Below are 17,456 nucleotides of genomic sequence, written 5' to 3'. Positions count from 1 at the left end.
CCCGGTGCCCGGCGGCGGGGTGCTCGTCGCGATCGGCACCGGCGCGGTGGCCGGAGGGGTGGTGCTGGTGGTCGCGGCGGCGGTCATGATGGGGACCTCCCGGCGGCCGCTGCTCGCGGCCGTGACCGGGCTGCGGCGCGCGGGGAGGACGGAGGTGGCTGGTGTCTGAGCCGGACCGGCGCCTGCTCGCCGACCGCCGGGTCGCCGAGGTGCTCGCCACCAGCACCGGCGGGGTGGGCACCCACCTGCGCTCGCTGCTGGTGCCGCTGGGCCGAGCCGGCGCCTCGGTGCGGGTGTGCGGGCCGCGGTCCACCGAGGAGCTGTTCGCCTTCACCGCCACCGGTGCGGACTTCCGCGAGGTCGGCATCTCCGCCGGGCTGGCGCCGGTGGCCGACGTGCGCGCGGTGCTGGCGCTGCGCCGGGCCACCGCCGGCGCGGACCTGGTGCACGCCCACGGGCTGCGCGCCGGCCTGGTCGCCACCGCCGCGCGGCGGCTGGCCGGGGAGCGGGACCGCCCGCTGGTGCTCACCCTGCACAACGCGCTCCCCGGCGGGGGCGGGGCCCGGCGGCAGGTGCTGCAGGCGGCCGAGGCGGCCACGATCCGCGGCGCCGACGTCGTCCTGGCCGCGTCCGGCGACCTGGCGGAGAACGCCCGGCGGCTCGGCGCCCGCGACGTGCGGGTCGCGCCGGTGGCCGCCCCGCGGCTGCCGCCGGCCCAGCGGTCCCGGCCCGACGTCCGCCGCGCCCTCGGGCTCGACGACGACCGCCGGGCGCTGGTCGTCGCGGTCGGCCGGCTGCACCCGCAGAAGGGCTACGACGTGCTGCTCGACGCGGTCGCCGCCTGGACGGCCGAGGGGCGGCTGCGGCCGGCCCCGCTGGTCGTCATCGCCGGGGACGGCCCGCTGCACGACGAGCTGTCCGCGCGGATCAGCGCCGAGGGGCTGCCGGTCAGCCTGCTCGGCCGGCGCAGCGACGTCGCCGACCTGCTCGGCGCGGCCGACGTCTGCGTGCTGCCCTCGGTGTGGGAGGCCCGTTCGCTCACCGCCCAGGAGGCGCTGCGCGCCGGGACGCCGCTGGTCGCCACCGCCGTCGGGGGCATCCCGGAGCTCGTCGGGGACGCCGCCGAGCTGGTGCCGGCCGGTGACGCGGGCGCTCTCGCCGCGGCGGTGACCGCCGTTCTCAGCGACCCCGGGCTCACCGGGCGGCTGTGCGCCGCCGGTCCGCGGCAGGCGGCGACCTGGCCGGACGAGGCGGCCACCGCCGGCCAGCTGGTCGAGCTCTACGCCGAGCTGCTCGGGCCGGCCGGGCCTCCCCGATGACCCGGGTGCACCGGCGCCCGCTGGCCGCGGTGCTGATCGCCGTCCTGCTGGCGCTGCTCGCCGGGTCGACCGGACCGGCCGCCGCGGCCGGCGTCGACCCGTGGCACGCCGACCGGGTGCTGACCGTCGGCGTCCCCGGGCTGGTCTGGGCCGACCTGGACCCCGAGCGCACCCCGGAGCTGTGGTCGCTGGCCGAGGACTCCGCGATCGGTGCGCTCTCGGTGCGCGCCGGGCGCTCCACCACCTGCCTGCTCGACGGCTGGGCCAGCCTCGGCGCGGGCAACCGCGCCCGCTACCCGGGCCCGGTCGAGCCGATCCCCGCGGTGCCCGCACCCGACGTGCCGACCACCAGCGGCGGCGCGACGCCCGCCCCGGCGGCCGACCCGCAGGCGTCGGTGGACACCCGGCTGTCCTACTGCGGCCTCGAGGAGCAGGTCGCCGCGGTGGGCCTCACCGAGCCCGAGCGCACGGTGGCCCGGGTCGCCGCCGACGAGGCCACCACCAGGTTCGGCGCCGAACCCGGACTGCTCGGGCAGGTCGTCCCCTGCAGCACGGTGGTCGGCCGGGCGGCCGCGCTGGCGGTGGCGGGGGAGGGCGCCCGGTTCACCGTGCGCGACGCGCTCCCCACCGACGACGCCGAGCTCGGCGCGCTGTTGGCGGACTGCCCGCTGACCCTGGTCTCGCTCGGCCAGCTCAGCGACGCCGCCGCGCCGGGTGCCGACGCCAGCGACGACGGCACGCTGCCCACCGCCCGGCAGGCCGCGGTGCAGGCCGTCGACGCCGCCGTCGGCCGGCTGCGGGCCGCGGCCGCCGAGCTGCCGGGCGAGACGCTGCTGCTGCTGCAGGGCGTCTCGGAGGTCAACGGCGGCCGGCCGCAGCTGCACGTGTCCATGGCCGAGGGCCCGGGCATGAGCCCGGGCTGGCTCACCTCGGCCAGCACCGGCCGCCCGCCCTTCGTCCAGCTCATCGACGTCGCGCCCACCGTGCTGCGCGCGCTCGGCCTCGACACCCCGGACTCGATGAACGGTCAGCCGTTCGTGGTGACAGCTGACCGGCCGCCGCTGGCGGACGCGCTGACCGACCTGGACGCGGCCAACACCCGGGCGGTGGTGCACTACCGCAGCACCGTCCTGACCTTCTGGCTGCTGGTGCTGGTCAACGGCGCGGTGGTGGTGCTGGGCGCGCTGCTGCTCGGTGGCTGGGACCACGGCCGGCTGCCCGGCCGGGCCGGACGCCGCAGCCGGGTGCGCGACTGGCTGCGCCGGCGCACCCCGGGTCGCCGCGGTCCGCCGCTGGTGCGGCTGCTGGCCCTCGGCGTCGCCGCACTCCCGGTGTCGACCTACCTGGCCAACCTCGTCCCGTGGGAGCTCAGCGGCGCCCCGCGCTGGGCGCTGGCCGGCTCGGTGCTGGCCGCCGCCCTCGCCGTGACCGCGGTCGCGGCGTTGGGGCCCTGGCGCCGCCGGCGGCTGGGCCCGCCGGTCGCGCTCCTCGTCGTCACGCTGGCCACCCTGGTCGGTGACGTGCTCACCGGCTCGCACCTGGAGCTGGACGGCCTGCTCGGCTACGACGCGATCGTGGCCGGCCGGTTCACCGGCTACGGCAACCTCACCTCGGGGCTGCTGTCGGTCAGCGCGCTGCTGCTCACCGCGGCCGGCGCCGCCGCGGTGGTGCGCCGGTCGGCGGCGCCGACCCGCCGCACCTGGCTGCTGCCGGTGCTGCTCGCCGGGGTGGTCTGCACCGTGCTGATCGGCGCCCCGTCGCTGGGCCGGGACTTCGGGGGCGTGCTGGCCGCCGTCCCCGGGTTCGCCGTGCTGGGCATGCTGCTGGCCCGGATCCGGGTCACCGCCACCCGGCTGGTCGCCGTGCTGGCCACCGCCGTGCTGGTCGTCGGTGTCGTCGCCGTCCTGGACTGGCTGCGCCCGGCCGACCAGCGCAGCCACCTGGGCCGGTTCGTCGGGCAGGTGCTCGACGGCCAGGCGTGGACGGTGGTCAGCCGCAAGGCGGCGGCCACCCTGGCGATCCTGCTCGGCAGTCCGCTGGCGTGGATGCTGCTGGTCGCGCTGCTGGCGGCCGGCTGGCTGCTGCGGCCCGGCGGCCTGCTGCGCAGCCGCCCTGGCCGGGCCGCGGCCGGACTGCATGCCGAGGACGTGCGCGTGCTGCGGGCCGCGCTGACCGCCCTCGCGCTCAGCCTCACCGTCGGCGCGCTGGTCAACGACAGCGGCGTCGCGCTGCCGGCCACCGCCGCCACCCTGCTGGTGCCGCTGCTGGTGCACCTGGTGGCCGGCGCCCCGGTCGGCCCCGCCGAGGTCGCCGGCGCCCCCGGTCCGGCGGCCAAGGCCGCGGACCCCCGTGTTAACGTGGGCGTCCGTGGGTCGACTGGCAGAACCTCGTGACCGCGGACCTCTTCTCCCCAACTCCCAGCCGACGAAGTTCGTCTTCGTCACCGGCGGCGTCGTGTCGTCACTGGGCAAGGGCCTGACCGCAAGTTCCCTGGGGGCCCTGCTGTCCAGCAGGGGCCTCCGGGTCACCATGCAGAAGCTGGACCCCTACCTCAACGTGGACCCGGGGACGATGAACCCCTTCCAGCACGGCGAGGTGTTCGTCACCGAGGACGGCGCCGAGACCGACCTGGACATCGGGCACTACGAGCGCTTCCTGGACACCGACCTCACCGGCCGGGCCAACGTGACCACCGGCCAGGTGTACTCCGACGTGATCGCCAAGGAGCGGCGCGGGGAGTACCTGGGTGACACCGTGCAGGTCATCCCGCACATCACCAACGAGATCAAGGCGCGGATCCTGGCCGGGGCCGAGACCGCCGAGCGGGTCGACGTCGTGATCACCGAGATCGGCGGCACCGTCGGCGACATCGAGTCGCTGCCCTTCCTCGAGGCCGCCCGCCAGGTCCGGCACGAGATCGGCCGGGACAACTGCTTCTTCCTGCACATCTCGCTGATCCCCTACATCGCCCCCTCCGGTGAGCTGAAGACCAAGCCCACCCAGCACTCGGTGGCCGCGCTGCGCAGCATCGGCATCCAGCCCGACGCGCTGGTCTGCCGGTCGGACCGGGCGATCAACGAGGGCCTCAAGCGCAAGATCAGCCTGATGTGCGACACCGAGGCCGAGGGCGTCATCTCCTGCCCCGACGCCCCCTCGATCTACGACATCCCGCGGGTGCTGCACCGCGAGGGCCTGGACGCCTTCGTCGTCCGCCGGCTGGGGCTGCCGTTCCGGGACGTCGACTGGACGGTGTGGGGCGACCTGCTCGACCGGGTGCACGACCCGAAGCAGACCGTCACCGTGGCGCTGGTCGGCAAGTACATCGACCTGCCCGACGCCTACCTGTCGGTGACCGAGGCGCTGCGGGCCGGTGGCTTCGCGCACCGCTCCCGGGTGGAGATCCGCTGGGTCCCCTCCGACGAGTGCCAGACGCCCGAGGGCGCCGCGGCCGCGCTGGCCGGCGTCGACGGGGTCTGCATCCCCGGCGGCTTCGGGGTGCGCGGCATCGAGGGCAAGCTCGGCGCCATCCGGCACGCCCGGGTCAACGGCATCCCGACGCTGGGGCTGTGCCTGGGCCTGCAGTGCATGGTCATCGAGGTGGCGCGCGACCTGGCCGGCATCGCCGACGCCAACTCCACCGAGTTCGACCCGGACACCAGCCACCCGGTGATCGCCACCATGGCCACCCAGCTCGACGTGGTCGCCGGCACCCGGGACATGGGCGGCACGATGCGGCTGGGCAGCTACCCGGCGCAGCTGCAGAAGGGGTCGGTGGCCGCGGCCGCCTACGGCGAGACCGAGATCACCGAGCGGCACCGGCACCGCTACGAGGTCGCCAACGCCTACCGCGAGCAGCTCGAGGAGGCCGGCCTGGTCTTCTCCGGCACCTCGCCGGACGGCACCCTGGTCGAGTTCGCCGAGCTGCCGGCCGAGGTCCACCCGTTCTTCGTCGGCACCCAGGCGCACCCGGAGCTGAAGAGCCGGCCGACCCGGCCGCACCCGCTGTTCGCCGCCTTCGTGCAGGCCGCGGTCGGCTACCAGGACGCCGCCCGGCTGCCGGTGCCCGAGTCCGAGCCGATCGGCATCTGATGAGTCACGACTACGAGGTGGTGGCGTCGGAGGACATCTACACCGGCCGGATCATCTCGCTGCGCAAGGACACCGTGGCGATGCCCGGCGGCGGGACCAGCGACCGGGAGGTCGTGCACCACCCCGGCGCGGTCGGCGTCGTCGCCCTCGACGACCAGGACCGGGTCGTGATGGTGCGCCAGTACCGGCACGCGATCGGCGAGCACCTGTGGGAGCTGCCCGCCGGGCTGCGGGACGTCGACGGCGAGCCGCCGGTCGACAGCGCCCGCCGGGAGCTCGCCGAGGAGACCCAGCTCGCCGCGGAGAAGTGGTCGCTGCTGGTCAGCCAGCACCCCTCGCCCGGCTTCTGCGACGAGCTGATCCAGCTCTACCTGGCCGAGGGGCTCTCCGAGGTCGCCCGGCCCGACGGGTTCGTGGTGGAGCACGAGGAGCTGGACATGACCGTCGAGCGGGTGCCGCTCGCGGAGGCCGTGCAGTGGGTGTTCGACGGCAAGGTGCGCAACGCCCTGGCCGTCATCGGCCTGCTGGCCGCCGCGCAGGTGCGGGCGACCTCGCCGCGGCTGCGCCCGCTCGACGCCGGCTGAGCCGCGCGGCACCGGAGGTGTAGCGGGGGGTCCGAGTGGGGACCCACGGAGGACGGCGGACGCAGCCGACCGGGTCACGCACCCGGTCGGCTGCGGCGTGCCGGAGGGGGAACGGGGGGACGAGCAGCGTGGACGAGCCGGGCAGGCGGGTGCTGGGCGACCGCTACGAGCTGGACTCGTTGATCGCCTCCGGCGGGATGGGCGAGGTCTGGCGTGGCCGCGACACCCTGCTCGGCCGGCCGGTCGCGGTCAAGCTGCTGCGCAGCGAGTACACCGGCGACCCGAGCTTCCTCGCCCGGTTCCGCGCCGAGGCCACCCACGCCGCGGCGCTCAGCCACCCCAACATCGCCGCCGTCTACGACTACGGCGAGCTGACGCCGGAGGACGGCGGCGAGCACCTGGCCTACCTGGTGATGGAGCTGGTCGAGGGCGCGCCGCTGTCCACGCTGCTGCGCGAGGAGGGGCCGCTCAGCCCCGAGGCGACGATGTCGGTGCTCCGGCAGACCGCCGCCGCCCTGGCCGAGGCCCACCACGTCGGGATGGTCCACCGCGACGTCAAGCCCGGCAACATCCTGGTCGGGCCGGACGAGCGGGTGAAGATCACCGACTTCGGGATCGCCTGGTCGGCGGGCAGCGTGCCGCTCACCGAGGCCGGGAAGGTGCTGGGCACGCCGCAGTACCTGTCCCCGGAGATCGCGGTGGGCCACCAGCCCTCCCCGGCCAGCGACGTGTACTCCCTCGGCCTGGTCGGCTACGAGTGCCTGACCGGCGAGCCGGCCTTCGCCGGGGACAACCCGGTGACGGTCGCGCTCAAGCAGGTCAACGAGGAGCCCGAGCCGCTGCCCGACGACCTCCCGGCCGGGCTCCGCGCGCTCGTCGACGAGGCCGTGGCCAAGGACCCTGGCGAGCGGCCCCCGGACGGCGACGCCTTCGTGGCCGCCCTCGACCGGGTCCGCGTCGGCGATCCGGCCAGGGACGGGGCCGGCACCCGGGCGGTCCCGCTGACCGAGCGCCCGGCGCTCGCGCGGCGCCGCCCGCCGGCCGGGCCGGCACGGTCCCGGCGGCGGCTGCGGACGGTGCTGCCGGTGGTCTGCGCGCTGTTCGCCGGCGTCGCCGCCGTCCTCGGGCTGGGCGTGCTCCGCGACGACGACCGGACGCCGCCGGACGCCACGGCGACCGAGCAGCCGCAGCAGCCGACCATCGAGCTCGACGGCCAGGACTACGTCGGCCGGCCGGTCGACGCCGTCGCCCTCCAGCTGACCGCGCTCGGGCTCGCCGTGGACCGGCAGCCGCAGAGCGCACCCGACGTCGCCCCGGGGCGCGTCACGCAGCTCGACCCGGTCGGCCGGGCCCTGGTCGCCGGGGACGCCGTGACCGTCTTCTTCGCCGACGGCGCGCCGGCCGACAGCGCCCCGGTCGGGGACGCCCCGGCTGCCGGGGTCACCGGGGCCGCCGCACCGCCGACCCAGGCACCGACGCAGGCCGCCACGCAGGCACCGGTGACCGACGCCGGGCCGGCGCCGGTCACCCCGGCGACGCCCGCCGCCCCCGGGACGACAGCGACGCAGAGCGACCCGGCGGCCGGCAGCCCGACCGGCACCGGGTCGACCAGCACCGGTCCCACCGACGGCACCCCGACCGGGAGCGCGCCCACCGAGAGCGCGCCCACGGACGCCACGCCGACGGACGCCACGCCGACGGACGCCGCACCGTCGGAGAGCGCCGGCGAGAGCGCCGCCCCGTCCTCCGACTCGGTCCCGGGCTCGACAGCACCGACCTCGTCTCCCGCGCCGTCCTCCTCGGAGACCGCACCGACGTCCTCGGCCGCCGCGTCGTCCGCCGCCGGGAGCTCCTCGGCCGCGCCGCCGGAGGACGGGCAGAGCTCGGCCCCGGCGGCCGGCTGGACCGGCCGCGGCGGCCGGCCCGGCGGCTGACCCCCGGGTTGCCGTCGGCGGGAGGAGCAGTGGAGGGTGGCCGGGTGCTCACACATGACCAGGCCCTGTCCCTGCTGCAGGCCGCCCGCGAGGAGTCCACCAAGCTCGGCGTGCCGATGTCCTTCGCCGTCATGGACCCCGCCGGCCACCTCCTGGCGCTGATCCGGATGGACGGCGCCCCGTGGATCTCGACCGACGTGGCCCAGGGCAAGGCGTGGACGGCGGCGGCCTACGGGGCGCCCAGCGCGGCCCAGAAGGCGAAGATGGAGCCGATGCCGAACTTCGCCACGGCGGTGACGACGATGACCCACGGCCGGTTCACCCCGCAGACCGGCGCGGTGCCGGTGTACTCCGACGGCCGGCTGGTCGGCGCGCTGGGCGGCAGCGGCGGCACCGGCCAGCAGGACGAGGACGTCTGCGCCGCCGCCGTCACCGCCAGCGGGTACACCCTCAGCTGACGCCGGCGCCGTCCGCCTCGGGCACCCGCAGGCCCAGCCGGCGGAGCTCCAGCCCGGCCAGCGCACGGAGCGCGGCCGGGTCGCCCGCCCGCCAGCCGGCCCCGGTGCCGGCCGGCAGGCGGGCCAGCTGCGGCAGCGGGGCGGTCGCCATCGCCCGGGCCGCCAGCAGCTCGAGGTCGGGCAGGCCGTCCGCCCCGTGCGCCAGCAGCCGGTCGGCGGCGGTGGCCTCCCGCAGCCAGGCCAGGCGCCAGCGCAGCCAGCGGACCAGCAGCCAGCCCACCGGGAGCACCACCAGCACGACCGCCAGCACCGCCGCCAGGGTGTGCACGGCGTCCGAGGCGCTGGTGCCCGCGCCGGTGACCGAGCCGCCCGCGTCGCTCAGCGCCCCGAACGGCGCGGACAGCTCGTCGCCGACCAGCGGGACGCCGTCGGCCGCGCCGGCTGCCGAGTCCATCGAGTCCGAGATCGACCGGCCCAGGTCGGCGACGGCCCGGCCGGGTTCGGCCAGCACCAGCACCGCCCCGTGCACCACCCGGGCGACCAGCACCCACAGCACCGCCCAGGCCAGCAGGCCCGCGTCGGCGGCCAGCTGACGGGTGCGGTGGTCGGGTCGGTCGGCGTACAGGCGCATCGGGCAGCTCCCTCGGGGGCGGTCGGGTCGTGAGGATCGTCCGGCACCGCGGCGCGGCGGGCGATCCGGACCGAGCAAGAACGGTCGGGTGCGGAGCGGGCCCGAGCCGCGAGACTCCTCCCATGACCGAGGACGTGCCCACCGGGCGGGACCGGCTGCGCGAGCTGCTCGACGCGGTCCTGGCCGAGGACAACCGGACGCTCACCGAGATGGCGGGGGACGCCTTCGCCTCGCCGTGGCACTTCAGCCGGCAGGTGACCAGGGGTGCGGGGGAGTCGCCGGTGGCGTTGCGCCGGCGGGTGGAGCTGGAGCGCGCGGCCTGGCTGCTGCAGGCCGGTCGCAGCGTCACCGAGGTGGCGTTCGCCGCCGGGTACGAGTCGGTGGAGGGCTTCAGCCGGGCGTTCGCCCGGGCCTACGGCCGCTCGCCCGGGCACCGGTCCGCCGCGCCGGGGCCGACCACCCGGGACGGGCACTGGCTGCCGGCGCCCAACGGCGTCCACTTCCACCCGCCCACCTCGCTGTGGGTGACCGGGGAGCAGGGCGCCCGCGGGGGCGACGAGGTCACCGCGCTGCTGGTGTACCACGCGCTGGAGGACACCCGGGCGCTGCTCGACCTGGCCAAGGGCGTGCCCGAGGACGAGTACCGGAGGTCCCGCGCGCCGGGCTGGGAGGTGCTCGGCTGGGACGGCCCCGAGGAGTCGCTGGCCGCCGTGCTGGAGCACCTGGTCCGGACGACGGAGGTCTGGCTGGCCTGCATCGAGGGCGCCGACCACCCGGCGCGCGGCGCGGACGACCCGGCCGCCCTGCTCGCCCGGCACGACGAGGCCGCGCCCCGCTGGCTGGCCGTCGTCCGGGACGTGTCCCGGCGCGGTGCCTGGGGCGACCGGCTGGTCGACGCGCTGTGCGACCCGCCGGAGACGTTCGTGCTGGGCAGCGTGGTCGCGCACGTGCTGACCTTCGGCGCGCACCGCCGGCAGCTGGCCCGGCACTGGCTCCGGGACGCCGGGGTGCCGGTGGACGCCGGCGACCCCATCGACTGGTCGAGGAGGAGGACCTCGTGACCCGCACCGTCTACTACACCGCCACGTCGCTGGACGGCTTCATCGCCACTCCCGACAACTCCCTGGACTGGCTGCTCAGCCGGAAGACCGACGCCGACGGGCCGATGGGCTACGACGGCTTCATCGCCGGCGTGGGCGCCCTGGCGATGGGCGCGACGACCTACCTGTGGGTCTGCGAGCACGAGCCGGGGTGGACGCCGGAGCGGCCCGCGTGGGTGTTCACCCACCGCGACCTGCCACTGCTGCCGGGCGCGGACCTCCGGCTCACCGCCGGGGACCCGGCGCAGGTGCACGCCGACATGGTGGCCGCCGCGGCCGGCCGGGACGTCTGGATCGTCGGCGGCGGGGACCTCGCCGGCCAGTTCGCCGACCGCGGGCTGCTCGACGAGGTGGTGGTCTCGATCGCCCCGGTGACGCTCGGCGCCGGTGCGCCGCTGCTGCCGCGCCGGGTGGAGCTGGCCGTGCAGGAGGTCGCCCGCAACGGGGAGCTGGTGAGCGTGCGGTACACGGTCGAGCGGACGCCGTCACCCGGCTGAGTGCCGGCGACGGGCCGAGGTGCCCGCAGGGGCACCGACGTGACCTCCGCCATGCCTAGACTCCGGCCGAGGCCGGCCCTGACCGGGCCGCCCTGCCACAGGAGCGCCGCCGGAGAACCCGGAGACGCCCGCCGAACCGGGAGCTGGGGTCTGGACATGAAGGTCGGAGTCGCTCGAGAGGTCAAGAACCGCGAGTACCGGGTCGCGCTCACCCCGTCCGGGGTGACCGAGCTGGTGGCCGCCGGGCACGACGTGCTGGTCGAGCACGACGCGGGGGTCGGGTCGTCCATCCCGGACGCGGACTTCACCGCGGCCGGGGCGAAGATCCTCGGCTCCGCCGACGACGTGTGGGGCGAGGCGGACCTGCTGCTCAAGGTCAAGGAGCCCGTCGCCGAGGAGTACGGCCGGATGCGGGCCGACCAGACGCTGTTCACCTACCTGCACCTGGCCGCGTCCCGCGCGTGCACCGACGCGCTGCTCGCCTCCGGCACGACCGCGGTCGCCTACGAGACGGTGCAGACCGACGGCGGTGCGCTGCCGCTGCTCGCCCCGATGTCGGAGGTCGCCGGGCGGATGGCGCCGCAGGTCGGTGCGCACACCCTGGAGCGGGCCTCCGGCGGGCGCGGGGTGCTGCTGGGCGGGGTGTCCGGCGTGCACGCGGCGAAGGTCGTCGTCCTGGGCGCCGGGGTGTCCGGGATGAACGCGGCCACGATCGCGCTGGGCATGCAGGCCCAGGTCACCGTGCTGGACCGCGACCTGGAGAAGCTCCGCGGCGCCGACCGGCTGTACCGCGGCCACCTGCAGACCGTCGCCTCCAACGCCCTCGAGGTCGAGCGGGCGGTGCTGGACGCCGACCTGGTGATCGGCGCCGTGCTGGTGCCCGGCGCGAAGGCACCGACGCTGGTGAGCAACGAGCTGGTCTCGCGGATGAAGCCCGGGTCGGTGCTCGTGGACATCGCCGTCGACCAGGGCGGCTGCTTCGAGGACAGCCGGCCGACCACCCACGACGACCCCACGTTCGTCGTCCACGGGTCGGTCTTCTACTGCGTGGCGAACATGCCCGGCGCGGTGCCGCACACCTCGACCTACGCGCTGACCAACGTCACGCTGCCCTACGTGCTGGCGCTGGCCAACTCCGGTACCGCGGCGGCGCTGGCAGCCGACCCGGCGCTGGCCCGCGGCGCCAACGTCGCGCGCGGGCAGCTGGTGCACGCCGGCGTCGCCGAGGCGCACGGGCTGCCCGCGGTGCCGTGGCAGGAGGTGCTGTCCTGACGGCGCTCGATCCGGCCCGCCCCACCGCCCTCGCCGGCCCGGCCGTCGACCGGGTGGTCACCGGCTACCTGGACCACCTCACCGTCGAGCGCGGTCTCGCCGGCAACACGATCGCCTCCTACCGCCGCGACCTGCGCCGGTACGCGGAGTTCCTGACCGCCGGCGGCGTCGAGGGGCTGGGCGAGGTGGGGGAGTCCGACGTGTCGGCGTTCCTGGTCGCGCTGCGCACCGGGGACGACGAGCACCCGCCGCTGTCGGCGACCTCGGCGGCCCGCGCGGTGGTCGCCGTCCGCGGCCTGCACCGGTTCGCGCTGCTCGACGGGCTGGTCGTCGACGACGTCGCCGCCCAGGTCAAGCCCCCGGCACCGGCCCGCCGGCTGCCCAAGGCGATCCCGGTCGAGCAGGTCGAGGCGCTGCTGACCGCCGCCGCGGCCGTCGAGGGGCCCCGCGGGCTGCGGGACCGGGCGCTGCTGGAGCTGCTGTACGGCACCGGCGCCCGGATCTCCGAGGCGGTCGGGCTCGCCGCCGACGACCTGGACCTCGGCTCCGCGGCGGTGCGGCTGGCCGGCAAGGGCGGCAAGGAGCGGGTCGTCCCGGTCGGCAGCTACGCCGTCCGGGCCGTCGAGGACTACCTGGTGCGGGCCCGGCCGGCGCTGGCGACCAAGGCCCGGGCCGGGGTGCGCGGGGGAGCGCTGTTCCTCAACGCCCGCGGCGGGCCGCTGTCCCGGCAGAGCGCCTGGACGATCCTCCGGGAGGCCGCCGAGCGGGCCGGCATCCCCGCCGAGCTGTCCCCGCACACGCTGCGGCACTCCTTCGCCACCCACCTGCTCGACGGCGGTGCCGACGTCCGGGTCGTGCAGGAGCTGCTCGGCCACGCCTCGGTGACCACCACCCAGGTCTACACGCTGGTCACCGTCGAGCGGCTGCGCGAGGTCTACGCGACCAGCCACCCCCGCGCGTTGCGCTGAGCTCAGGGCGCGGCGGCCAGCAGCCCGCGGACCAGCGCGGCGTGCTCGGGGCGGGCCGCGGCGGTGTGGTGCCAGGTCGCGGCCAGGCCGAGCGCGACGACCCGGCCGGTGGCGACCAGCGCCCGGACCGCGGTGAGCAGCTCGTCGACCCGCACCCCGCCGGCCGCCGGGTACAGCAGGTCCGGGACCTCGGCGGGGGTGCTGACGTCGACGTCCACGTGCACGTACAGGTCGCCGTCCGGGACGACGCCGGTCAGCTCGGCCACCGTGGTGCGGGTGACCGCCGAGCCGCTGAGCAGCTGGTGCTCGCCGGGGTCGGTGTCCCGCGCGTCGACCAGCACCACGCGGTCCTCCGCGACCGGCCGCAGGCCCAGCGCCGCCGGGAGGGCCAGGTCGCCGCGGCCGACGGCGAGGGCCAGCGGCATGCCGCCGAGGTAGCCGGAGGTGGTGGTGGCGGCGGTGTGGAAGTCGGCGTGCGCGTCGAACCAGACGACGGCCGGGTCCCGCCCGGCCCGCTGCAGCCCGGCCAGCACCCCGAGGCCGGTGGTGCAGTCCCCGGACGCGACGACGACCCCGCCGCCGCCGACGGCGTCCGCGACCTGCTCGTACAGCGCTGCCATCCGGCTCCACGGGTCGCCGGGCGGGAGCTCGGCGGTCACCTCGCGGTCGGCGGGGACGCCCAGGTCGAAGGGGTCGAGGCGCTCGTCGAGGTGGTAGGGGACGACCAGCAGCTCCATGGTCACGAGTTTCCTCCGCGTTCCGGTCACGGTCGCCGCGGACCCTGCCGAGAAGAGAGGTGGGAGAACGGGTCGGCGGCTTCCCCACCGCCGGTCGTGCGCGCTCCTGCCGCGGACCGCACCCGGTCCACGGTCCGCTCAGCACCCAGGGAAGAGGCGCAGACGATGTCGACACGAGCCGAGGCGGCGGCGTCCGCCGTCGCGCTCCCGCGCGGAGGGGCCATGGCGGGCGACGCCGAGATGGGCATCCCGACGAGCCGGGTCGACCCCGCCAAGGCGCGGCAGCGCAAGCTGCCCGACCCGAAGCCGATCACGCAGCACGGTCCGGCCCGGATCATCGCCATGTGCAACCAGAAGGGCGGCGTCGGGAAGACCACGTCGACCATCAACCTGGGCGCCGCGCTGGTCGAGCAGGGCCGCCGCGTGCTGCTGGTCGACCTGGACCCGCAGGGTGCGCTGTCGGTGGGCCTCGGCATCCCCTCCCAGCACCTGGACCGGACGATCTACAACGCCCTGATGGAGCCGCGGACGACGCTGGCCGACGTCCGGGTGGCCACCGACATCGCCGGCCTGGACCTGGTGCCCAGCAACATCGACCTGTCCGCCGCCGAGGTGCAGCTGGTCAGCGAGGTCGCCCGCGAGCAGACCCTGATGCGGGTGCTCGCCTCGGTCCGCGACGAGTACGACTACGTGCTCATCGACTGCCAACCCTCGCTCGGGCTGCTGACGGTCAACGCGCTCACCGCCGCGCAGGGCGTGATCATCCCGCTGGAGTGCGAGTTCTTCTCGCTGCGCGGGGTGGCGCTGCTCGTGGACACGATCGACAAGGTCAAGGAGCGGCTGAACCCGTCGCTGGAGATCGACGGGATCCTGGCCACCATGTACGACACGCGGACGGTGCACTGCCGCGAGGTGTTCAGCCGGGTCGTCGAGGCCTTCGGCGACACCGTGTTCCAGACCGTCATCAGCCGCACGGTGCGGTTCCCGGAGACCACGGTGGCCGGGCAGCCGATCACCCAGTGGGCCCCCACGTCGTCGGGCGCTGCGGCGTACCGCGATCTCGCCAAGGAGGTCATCGCACTGTGAGCGAGCTCGCGAGCTCACCGATGTGCACAGCTCGCCGCGTCGCGGGGATGCCGAGCGTCAGCGAGGTGGACGCGTGACGCGCCGCCCCGTGCTGCCGGGTGCCGCCGAGCTGTTCCGCCGGACCGACGTCGCGGCGCCCTCGCCCGCGCCGGTCACCGAGCTGTCGACCCTCGCGGCCGCCCAGTCCTCACCCGCGCTGCGCTCCAGCGCGTCCCGGGCCGCTGCGGACGATGACGAGCCGCAGGCCACCACCCCGCCGCTGAGCCTGGTGCCCGACGTGGCCGGCGGTGCGCCGCGGATCGTCGTCGACGAGCTGGCCGCGCACCGGTCGACGCTGCCCGCGGCAGCGCCCAAGCAGGTGACCCGGGCGACCGGCTCCCGGGGGCGCGCCAAGCACGAGGAGAAGATCACCGTCTACTGCTCGGCCGACGAGCTGCTGGCCCTGGAGACGGCGCGGCTGGCGCTGCGCGGTCAGCACGGCGTGGCCGCCGACCGTGGCCGCATCGTCCGTGAGGCGATCGCCGTGGTGCTGGCCGACCTCGAGGTGCACGGCGAGGACTCCGTCCTGGTCCGCCGCCTGCGCAAGTAGGACTCGCCTCTCCCGTTGATCATCGGCATCCGGTGGCGGCTCTCGGCGCGCCGCACCGCCGTTCGCCGATGATCAACCCGTCACGCCCGACCTAGGCTGGAGGCGTGGCCGGCCTGCCGTACGTCGAGGAGCTGATCCGTCGGCTGCGCCTCGACGGACGGCCGCTGGACGTCGAGTACGGCGCGAACCGGACGGTGACCCTCACCCAGCGGTCCGACGACGTGGACGAGCCAGTCCGACTGGTGGTCAGCGAGCCGGACCTGGCATCGGCGGTGACGTGGCTCGGCGGGGAGTGCCGCGACCTCCTGGGGCCTGACCAGAGCGTCGAGTCGGCCGGGTTCGACCTGCTGCTGGTGCACGTCGACGAGGTCGTCGCCACCCGTGACGTCAGCGAGCCGCTGCTCATCACCTCCGGAGGTCTGCAGTGGCCGCGCCGTCACCGCGGGCACCGGACGTGACGGCGGAGCCCCAGGAGGTCGGCAACGGGCGGTTCACCGTCCGGCTGGCCAACTTCGAGGGCCCGTTCGACCTGTTGCTGCAGCTGATCGGCCGGCACAAGCTCGACGTCACCGAGATCGCGCTGTCCACCGTCACCGACGAGTTCATCGCCCACCTGCACGCCCTCGGCGACCAGCTGGACCTGGACCAGGCCAGCGAGTTCCTCGTCGTCGCCTCCACGCTGCTGGACCTCAAGGCCGCCCGACTGCTGCCCGCCGCCGACGTCGAGGACGAGGACGACCTCGCCGTCCTGGAGGCGCGCGACCTGCTGTTCGCCCGGCTGCTGCAGTACCGCGCCTACAAGCGGGCCGCGGAGTTCCTGCGCCGCCGGGAGGCGGAGGCCGCCCGCCGGTTCCCCCGCGACGTGGCGCTGGAGCCGCGCTTCGCCCAGCTGCTGCCCGAGGTGCTGCTCGGCGTCACGCCGGAGCAGTTCGCCGCGCTGGCGATGGAGGCGCTGACCCCGAAGCCGCCGCCGACGGTGAGCGTCTCGCACCTGCACGCCCCGGCGGTGAGCGTCACCGAGCAGCTGGTGCTGGTCCGCGGCCGGATCGCGACGGCGGGGACGGCGACCTTCCGCTCGCTGAGCAGCGACTGCGCGCACACCCTGGAGGTGGTCGCCCGGTTCCTCGCGCTGCTGGAGCTCTACCGGCAGCAGCTGGTCACCTTCGACCAGGTGACGCCGCTGGGCGAGCTGCACGTGCGGTGGACCGGGCCGCAGCTGATCGGCGGCCGGCTGCCGGAGGAGATCGAGGCGGCCATCGCGGACGACCTGGAGGAGTACGAGTGAGCGACGAGCCGGAGCAGCCGCGTCCGTTCTCCTGGGATGCCATCGCCGCGGAGGTGGCCGCCGGGCTGGAGGACGACGAGGCGCTGCCCGCGGAGGGCTGGGACGTCGTCGCCCGCCAGCTGGCCGCCGGGCTGGGCGCCCCGGCGGACCTGCCGGCTGCTGCCGACCCCGCGGCCGCGGAGGAGGCGGCGACGGTCGAGGAGGCGCCGGCGCTGTCGTTCGGCCGGGCGCCGGCGGCCCCACCGGTGGAGCTGGAGGTGGTACCCGAGCCGGAGGCCCCGGTGGAGGAGGCTGCGCCGGACGACGCCCCGGTGCAGGAGGAGCTCGCCCTCGGCCTCGACGCGGACCCGGCGGTGCTCCGCGGCGGCCTGGAGGCGCTGCTGTTCGTGGTGGACGCGCCGGTCGACGAGGTGACCCTCGCCGACGCACTGCGCTGCCCGGTGCCGCAGGTGCGCCGCGAGCTGGCGGCGCTGGCCGCCGGCTACGACGAGCGGCGGGCCGGGATCGTGCTCCGCCGGGTGGGGGAGGGGTGGCGGCTGTACACCCGGGAGGAGCACGCCCCGGTCGTCGAGCGGCACCTGCTCGGGGGGCAGCGCAACCGGCTCACCCAGGCGGCGCTGGAGACCCTGGCCGTCATCGCGTACCGGCAGCCGGTGACCCGGGCGCGGGTGTCGGCGATCCGCGGGGTGGGGGTGGACGCGGTGGTGCGCACGCTGACCTCGCGCGGGCTGATCCGGGAGGCCGGATCGGACCCGGACACCGGCGGCGGGCTGTACGTCACGACGCCGCTGTTCCTGGAGCGGCTTGGGCTGACCGGCCTGGACGAGCTGCCCGAGCTGGCGCCGCTGATGCCGGACGCCGGTTCCCTCCTCGACGAGCACCCGGACGCCTGACCTCCGCGGACCCC

The 17,456-nt window shown here is 76.2% G+C and carries 18 protein-coding genes; 16 read left to right on the top strand and 2 right to left on the bottom strand.

The genetic code is table 11. The features are described from left to right. Window positions 1-4 precede the first annotated feature (4 nt). The 7 genes from MODMU_RS29585 to MODMU_RS15145 all read left to right on the top strand — a co-directional run bounded on the left by MODMU_RS29585 (window position 5) and on the right by MODMU_RS15145 (window position 8,384). The gene (locus MODMU_RS29585; protein ID WP_231851644.1) at window positions 5-169 is read left to right on the top strand and encodes a hypothetical protein; all 165 of its coding nucleotides are present in this window, start codon (window positions 5-7) and stop codon (window positions 167-169) included. Then, a complete protein-coding gene (locus MODMU_RS15170) occupies window positions 162-1,319 on the top strand; it encodes a glycosyltransferase family 4 protein (protein WP_014741187.1) in 1,158 nt (385 codons plus the stop codon). The genes MODMU_RS29585 and MODMU_RS15170 overlap by 8 nt, the downstream gene beginning before the upstream one ends. Then, on the top strand, window positions 1,316-3,712 hold the full coding sequence (locus tag MODMU_RS15165) for a hypothetical protein (RefSeq protein ID WP_014741186.1): 2,397 nt from the start codon (window positions 1,316-1,318) through the stop codon (window positions 3,710-3,712). Before MODMU_RS15170 ends, MODMU_RS15165 begins: the two co-directional genes overlap by 4 nt. After that, the gene (gene pyrG, locus MODMU_RS15160) at window positions 3,687-5,408 is read left to right on the top strand and encodes a CTP synthase (RefSeq protein ID WP_269454026.1); all 1,722 of its coding nucleotides are present in this window, start codon (window positions 3,687-3,689) and stop codon (window positions 5,406-5,408) included. Before MODMU_RS15165 ends, pyrG begins: the two co-directional genes overlap by 26 nt. After that, window positions 5,408-5,992, top strand: a complete 585-nt coding sequence (locus tag MODMU_RS15155) for an NUDIX domain-containing protein (protein WP_014741184.1) — start codon at window positions 5,408-5,410, stop codon at window positions 5,990-5,992. The genes pyrG and MODMU_RS15155 overlap by 1 nt, the downstream gene beginning before the upstream one ends. Before the next feature lie 128 nt (window positions 5,993-6,120). Beyond that, complete coding sequence (locus MODMU_RS15150; protein WP_014741183.1) at window positions 6,121-7,926, top strand: protein kinase domain-containing protein; 1,806 nt, start codon at window positions 6,121-6,123, stop codon at window positions 7,924-7,926. Window positions 7,927-7,970: 44 nt separating this feature from the next. Next, entirely contained in the window at window positions 7,971-8,384 is a 414-nt protein-coding gene (locus MODMU_RS15145; protein WP_041796844.1) for a GlcG/HbpS family heme-binding protein, read from the top strand. Here the strand turns inward: MODMU_RS15145 and MODMU_RS15140 are convergent. After that, complete coding sequence (locus MODMU_RS15140; protein WP_014741181.1) at window positions 8,377-9,015, bottom strand: hypothetical protein; 639 nt, start codon at window positions 9,013-9,015, stop codon at window positions 8,377-8,379. The two genes, MODMU_RS15145 and MODMU_RS15140, sit on opposite strands and share 8 nt — an antisense overlap. A gap of 122 nt (window positions 9,016-9,137) precedes the next feature. Here MODMU_RS15140 and MODMU_RS15135 point away from each other — a divergent pair, with 122 nt between their 5' ends. From MODMU_RS15135 to xerD, 4 genes are all read left to right on the top strand, one after another. Further along, window positions 9,138-10,076, top strand: coding sequence for a helix-turn-helix domain-containing protein (locus MODMU_RS15135; protein ID WP_014741180.1), 939 nt, complete (start codon window positions 9,138-9,140; stop codon window positions 10,074-10,076). Next, the gene (locus MODMU_RS15130) at window positions 10,073-10,612 is read left to right on the top strand and encodes a dihydrofolate reductase family protein (protein ID WP_014741179.1); all 540 of its coding nucleotides are present in this window, start codon (window positions 10,073-10,075) and stop codon (window positions 10,610-10,612) included. Before MODMU_RS15135 ends, MODMU_RS15130 begins: the two co-directional genes overlap by 4 nt. Window positions 10,613-10,768: 156 nt before the next feature. After that, complete coding sequence (gene ald, locus MODMU_RS15125; protein ID WP_014741178.1) at window positions 10,769-11,884, top strand: alanine dehydrogenase; 1,116 nt, start codon at window positions 10,769-10,771, stop codon at window positions 11,882-11,884. Then, on the top strand, window positions 11,863-12,852 hold the full coding sequence (gene xerD / locus MODMU_RS15120) for a site-specific tyrosine recombinase XerD (RefSeq protein WP_166503508.1): 990 nt from the start codon (window positions 11,863-11,865) through the stop codon (window positions 12,850-12,852). Before ald ends, xerD begins: the two co-directional genes overlap by 22 nt. 2 nt (window positions 12,853-12,854) lie before the next feature. Here xerD and MODMU_RS15115 read toward each other — a convergent pair whose 3' ends face one another. Next, a complete protein-coding gene (locus MODMU_RS15115; RefSeq protein WP_014741176.1) occupies window positions 12,855-13,589 on the bottom strand; it encodes an arginase family protein in 735 nt (244 codons plus the stop codon). 222 nt (window positions 13,590-13,811) lie between these two features. On the opposite strand from MODMU_RS15115, the gene MODMU_RS15110 reads away from it, so the two are divergent. From MODMU_RS15110 to scpB, 5 genes are all read left to right on the top strand, one after another. Further along, window positions 13,812-14,675: a ParA family protein gene (locus tag MODMU_RS15110; RefSeq protein WP_014741175.1), complete on the top strand. Its 864-nt coding sequence runs from the start codon at window positions 13,812-13,814 to the stop codon at window positions 14,673-14,675. Between the two features lie 73 nt (window positions 14,676-14,748). Next, complete coding sequence (locus MODMU_RS15105) at window positions 14,749-15,264, top strand: hypothetical protein (RefSeq protein WP_014741174.1); 516 nt, start codon at window positions 14,749-14,751, stop codon at window positions 15,262-15,264. Between the two features lie 104 nt (window positions 15,265-15,368). After that, entirely contained in the window at window positions 15,369-15,722 is a 354-nt protein-coding gene (locus tag MODMU_RS15100) for a hypothetical protein (RefSeq protein WP_014741173.1), read from the top strand. Next, a complete protein-coding gene (locus tag MODMU_RS15095) occupies window positions 15,719-16,549 on the top strand; it encodes a segregation and condensation protein A (protein ID WP_014741172.1) in 831 nt (276 codons plus the stop codon). Before MODMU_RS15100 ends, MODMU_RS15095 begins: the two co-directional genes overlap by 4 nt. Beyond that, window positions 16,546-17,442: an SMC-Scp complex subunit ScpB gene (scpB, locus tag MODMU_RS15090; RefSeq protein WP_014741171.1), complete on the top strand. Its 897-nt coding sequence runs from the start codon at window positions 16,546-16,548 to the stop codon at window positions 17,440-17,442. Before MODMU_RS15095 ends, scpB begins: the two co-directional genes overlap by 4 nt. The last annotated feature ends 14 nt before the right edge of the window (window positions 17,443-17,456 follow it).

Source organism: Modestobacter italicus, assembly GCF_000306785.1.
GTDB classification, from domain to species: Bacteria; Actinomycetota; Actinomycetes; order Mycobacteriales; family Geodermatophilaceae; genus Modestobacter; species Modestobacter italicus.
This window is presented reverse-complemented; position numbering and strand designations above follow the sequence as displayed.

Coding starts and splice junctions, on each gene's coding strand:
- MODMU_RS15165 (WP_014741186.1), top strand. CDS start 1,316: ATGACCCGGGTGCACCGGCGCCCGCTGGCCGCGGTGCTGATCGCCGTC.
- MODMU_RS15155 (WP_014741184.1), top strand. CDS start 5,408: ATGAGTCACGACTACGAGGTGGTGGCGTCGGAGGACATCTACACCGGC.
- MODMU_RS15140 (WP_014741181.1), bottom strand. CDS start 9,015: ATGCGCCTGTACGCCGACCGACCCGACCACCGCACCCGTCAGCTGGCC.
- MODMU_RS15135 (WP_014741180.1), top strand. CDS start 9,138: ATGACCGAGGACGTGCCCACCGGGCGGGACCGGCTGCGCGAGCTGCTC.
- ald (WP_014741178.1), top strand. CDS start 10,769: ATGAAGGTCGGAGTCGCTCGAGAGGTCAAGAACCGCGAGTACCGGGTC.
- MODMU_RS15115 (WP_014741176.1), bottom strand. CDS start 13,589: ATGGAGCTGCTGGTCGTCCCCTACCACCTCGACGAGCGCCTCGACCCC.
- MODMU_RS15110 (WP_014741175.1), top strand. CDS start 13,812: ATGGCGGGCGACGCCGAGATGGGCATCCCGACGAGCCGGGTCGACCCC.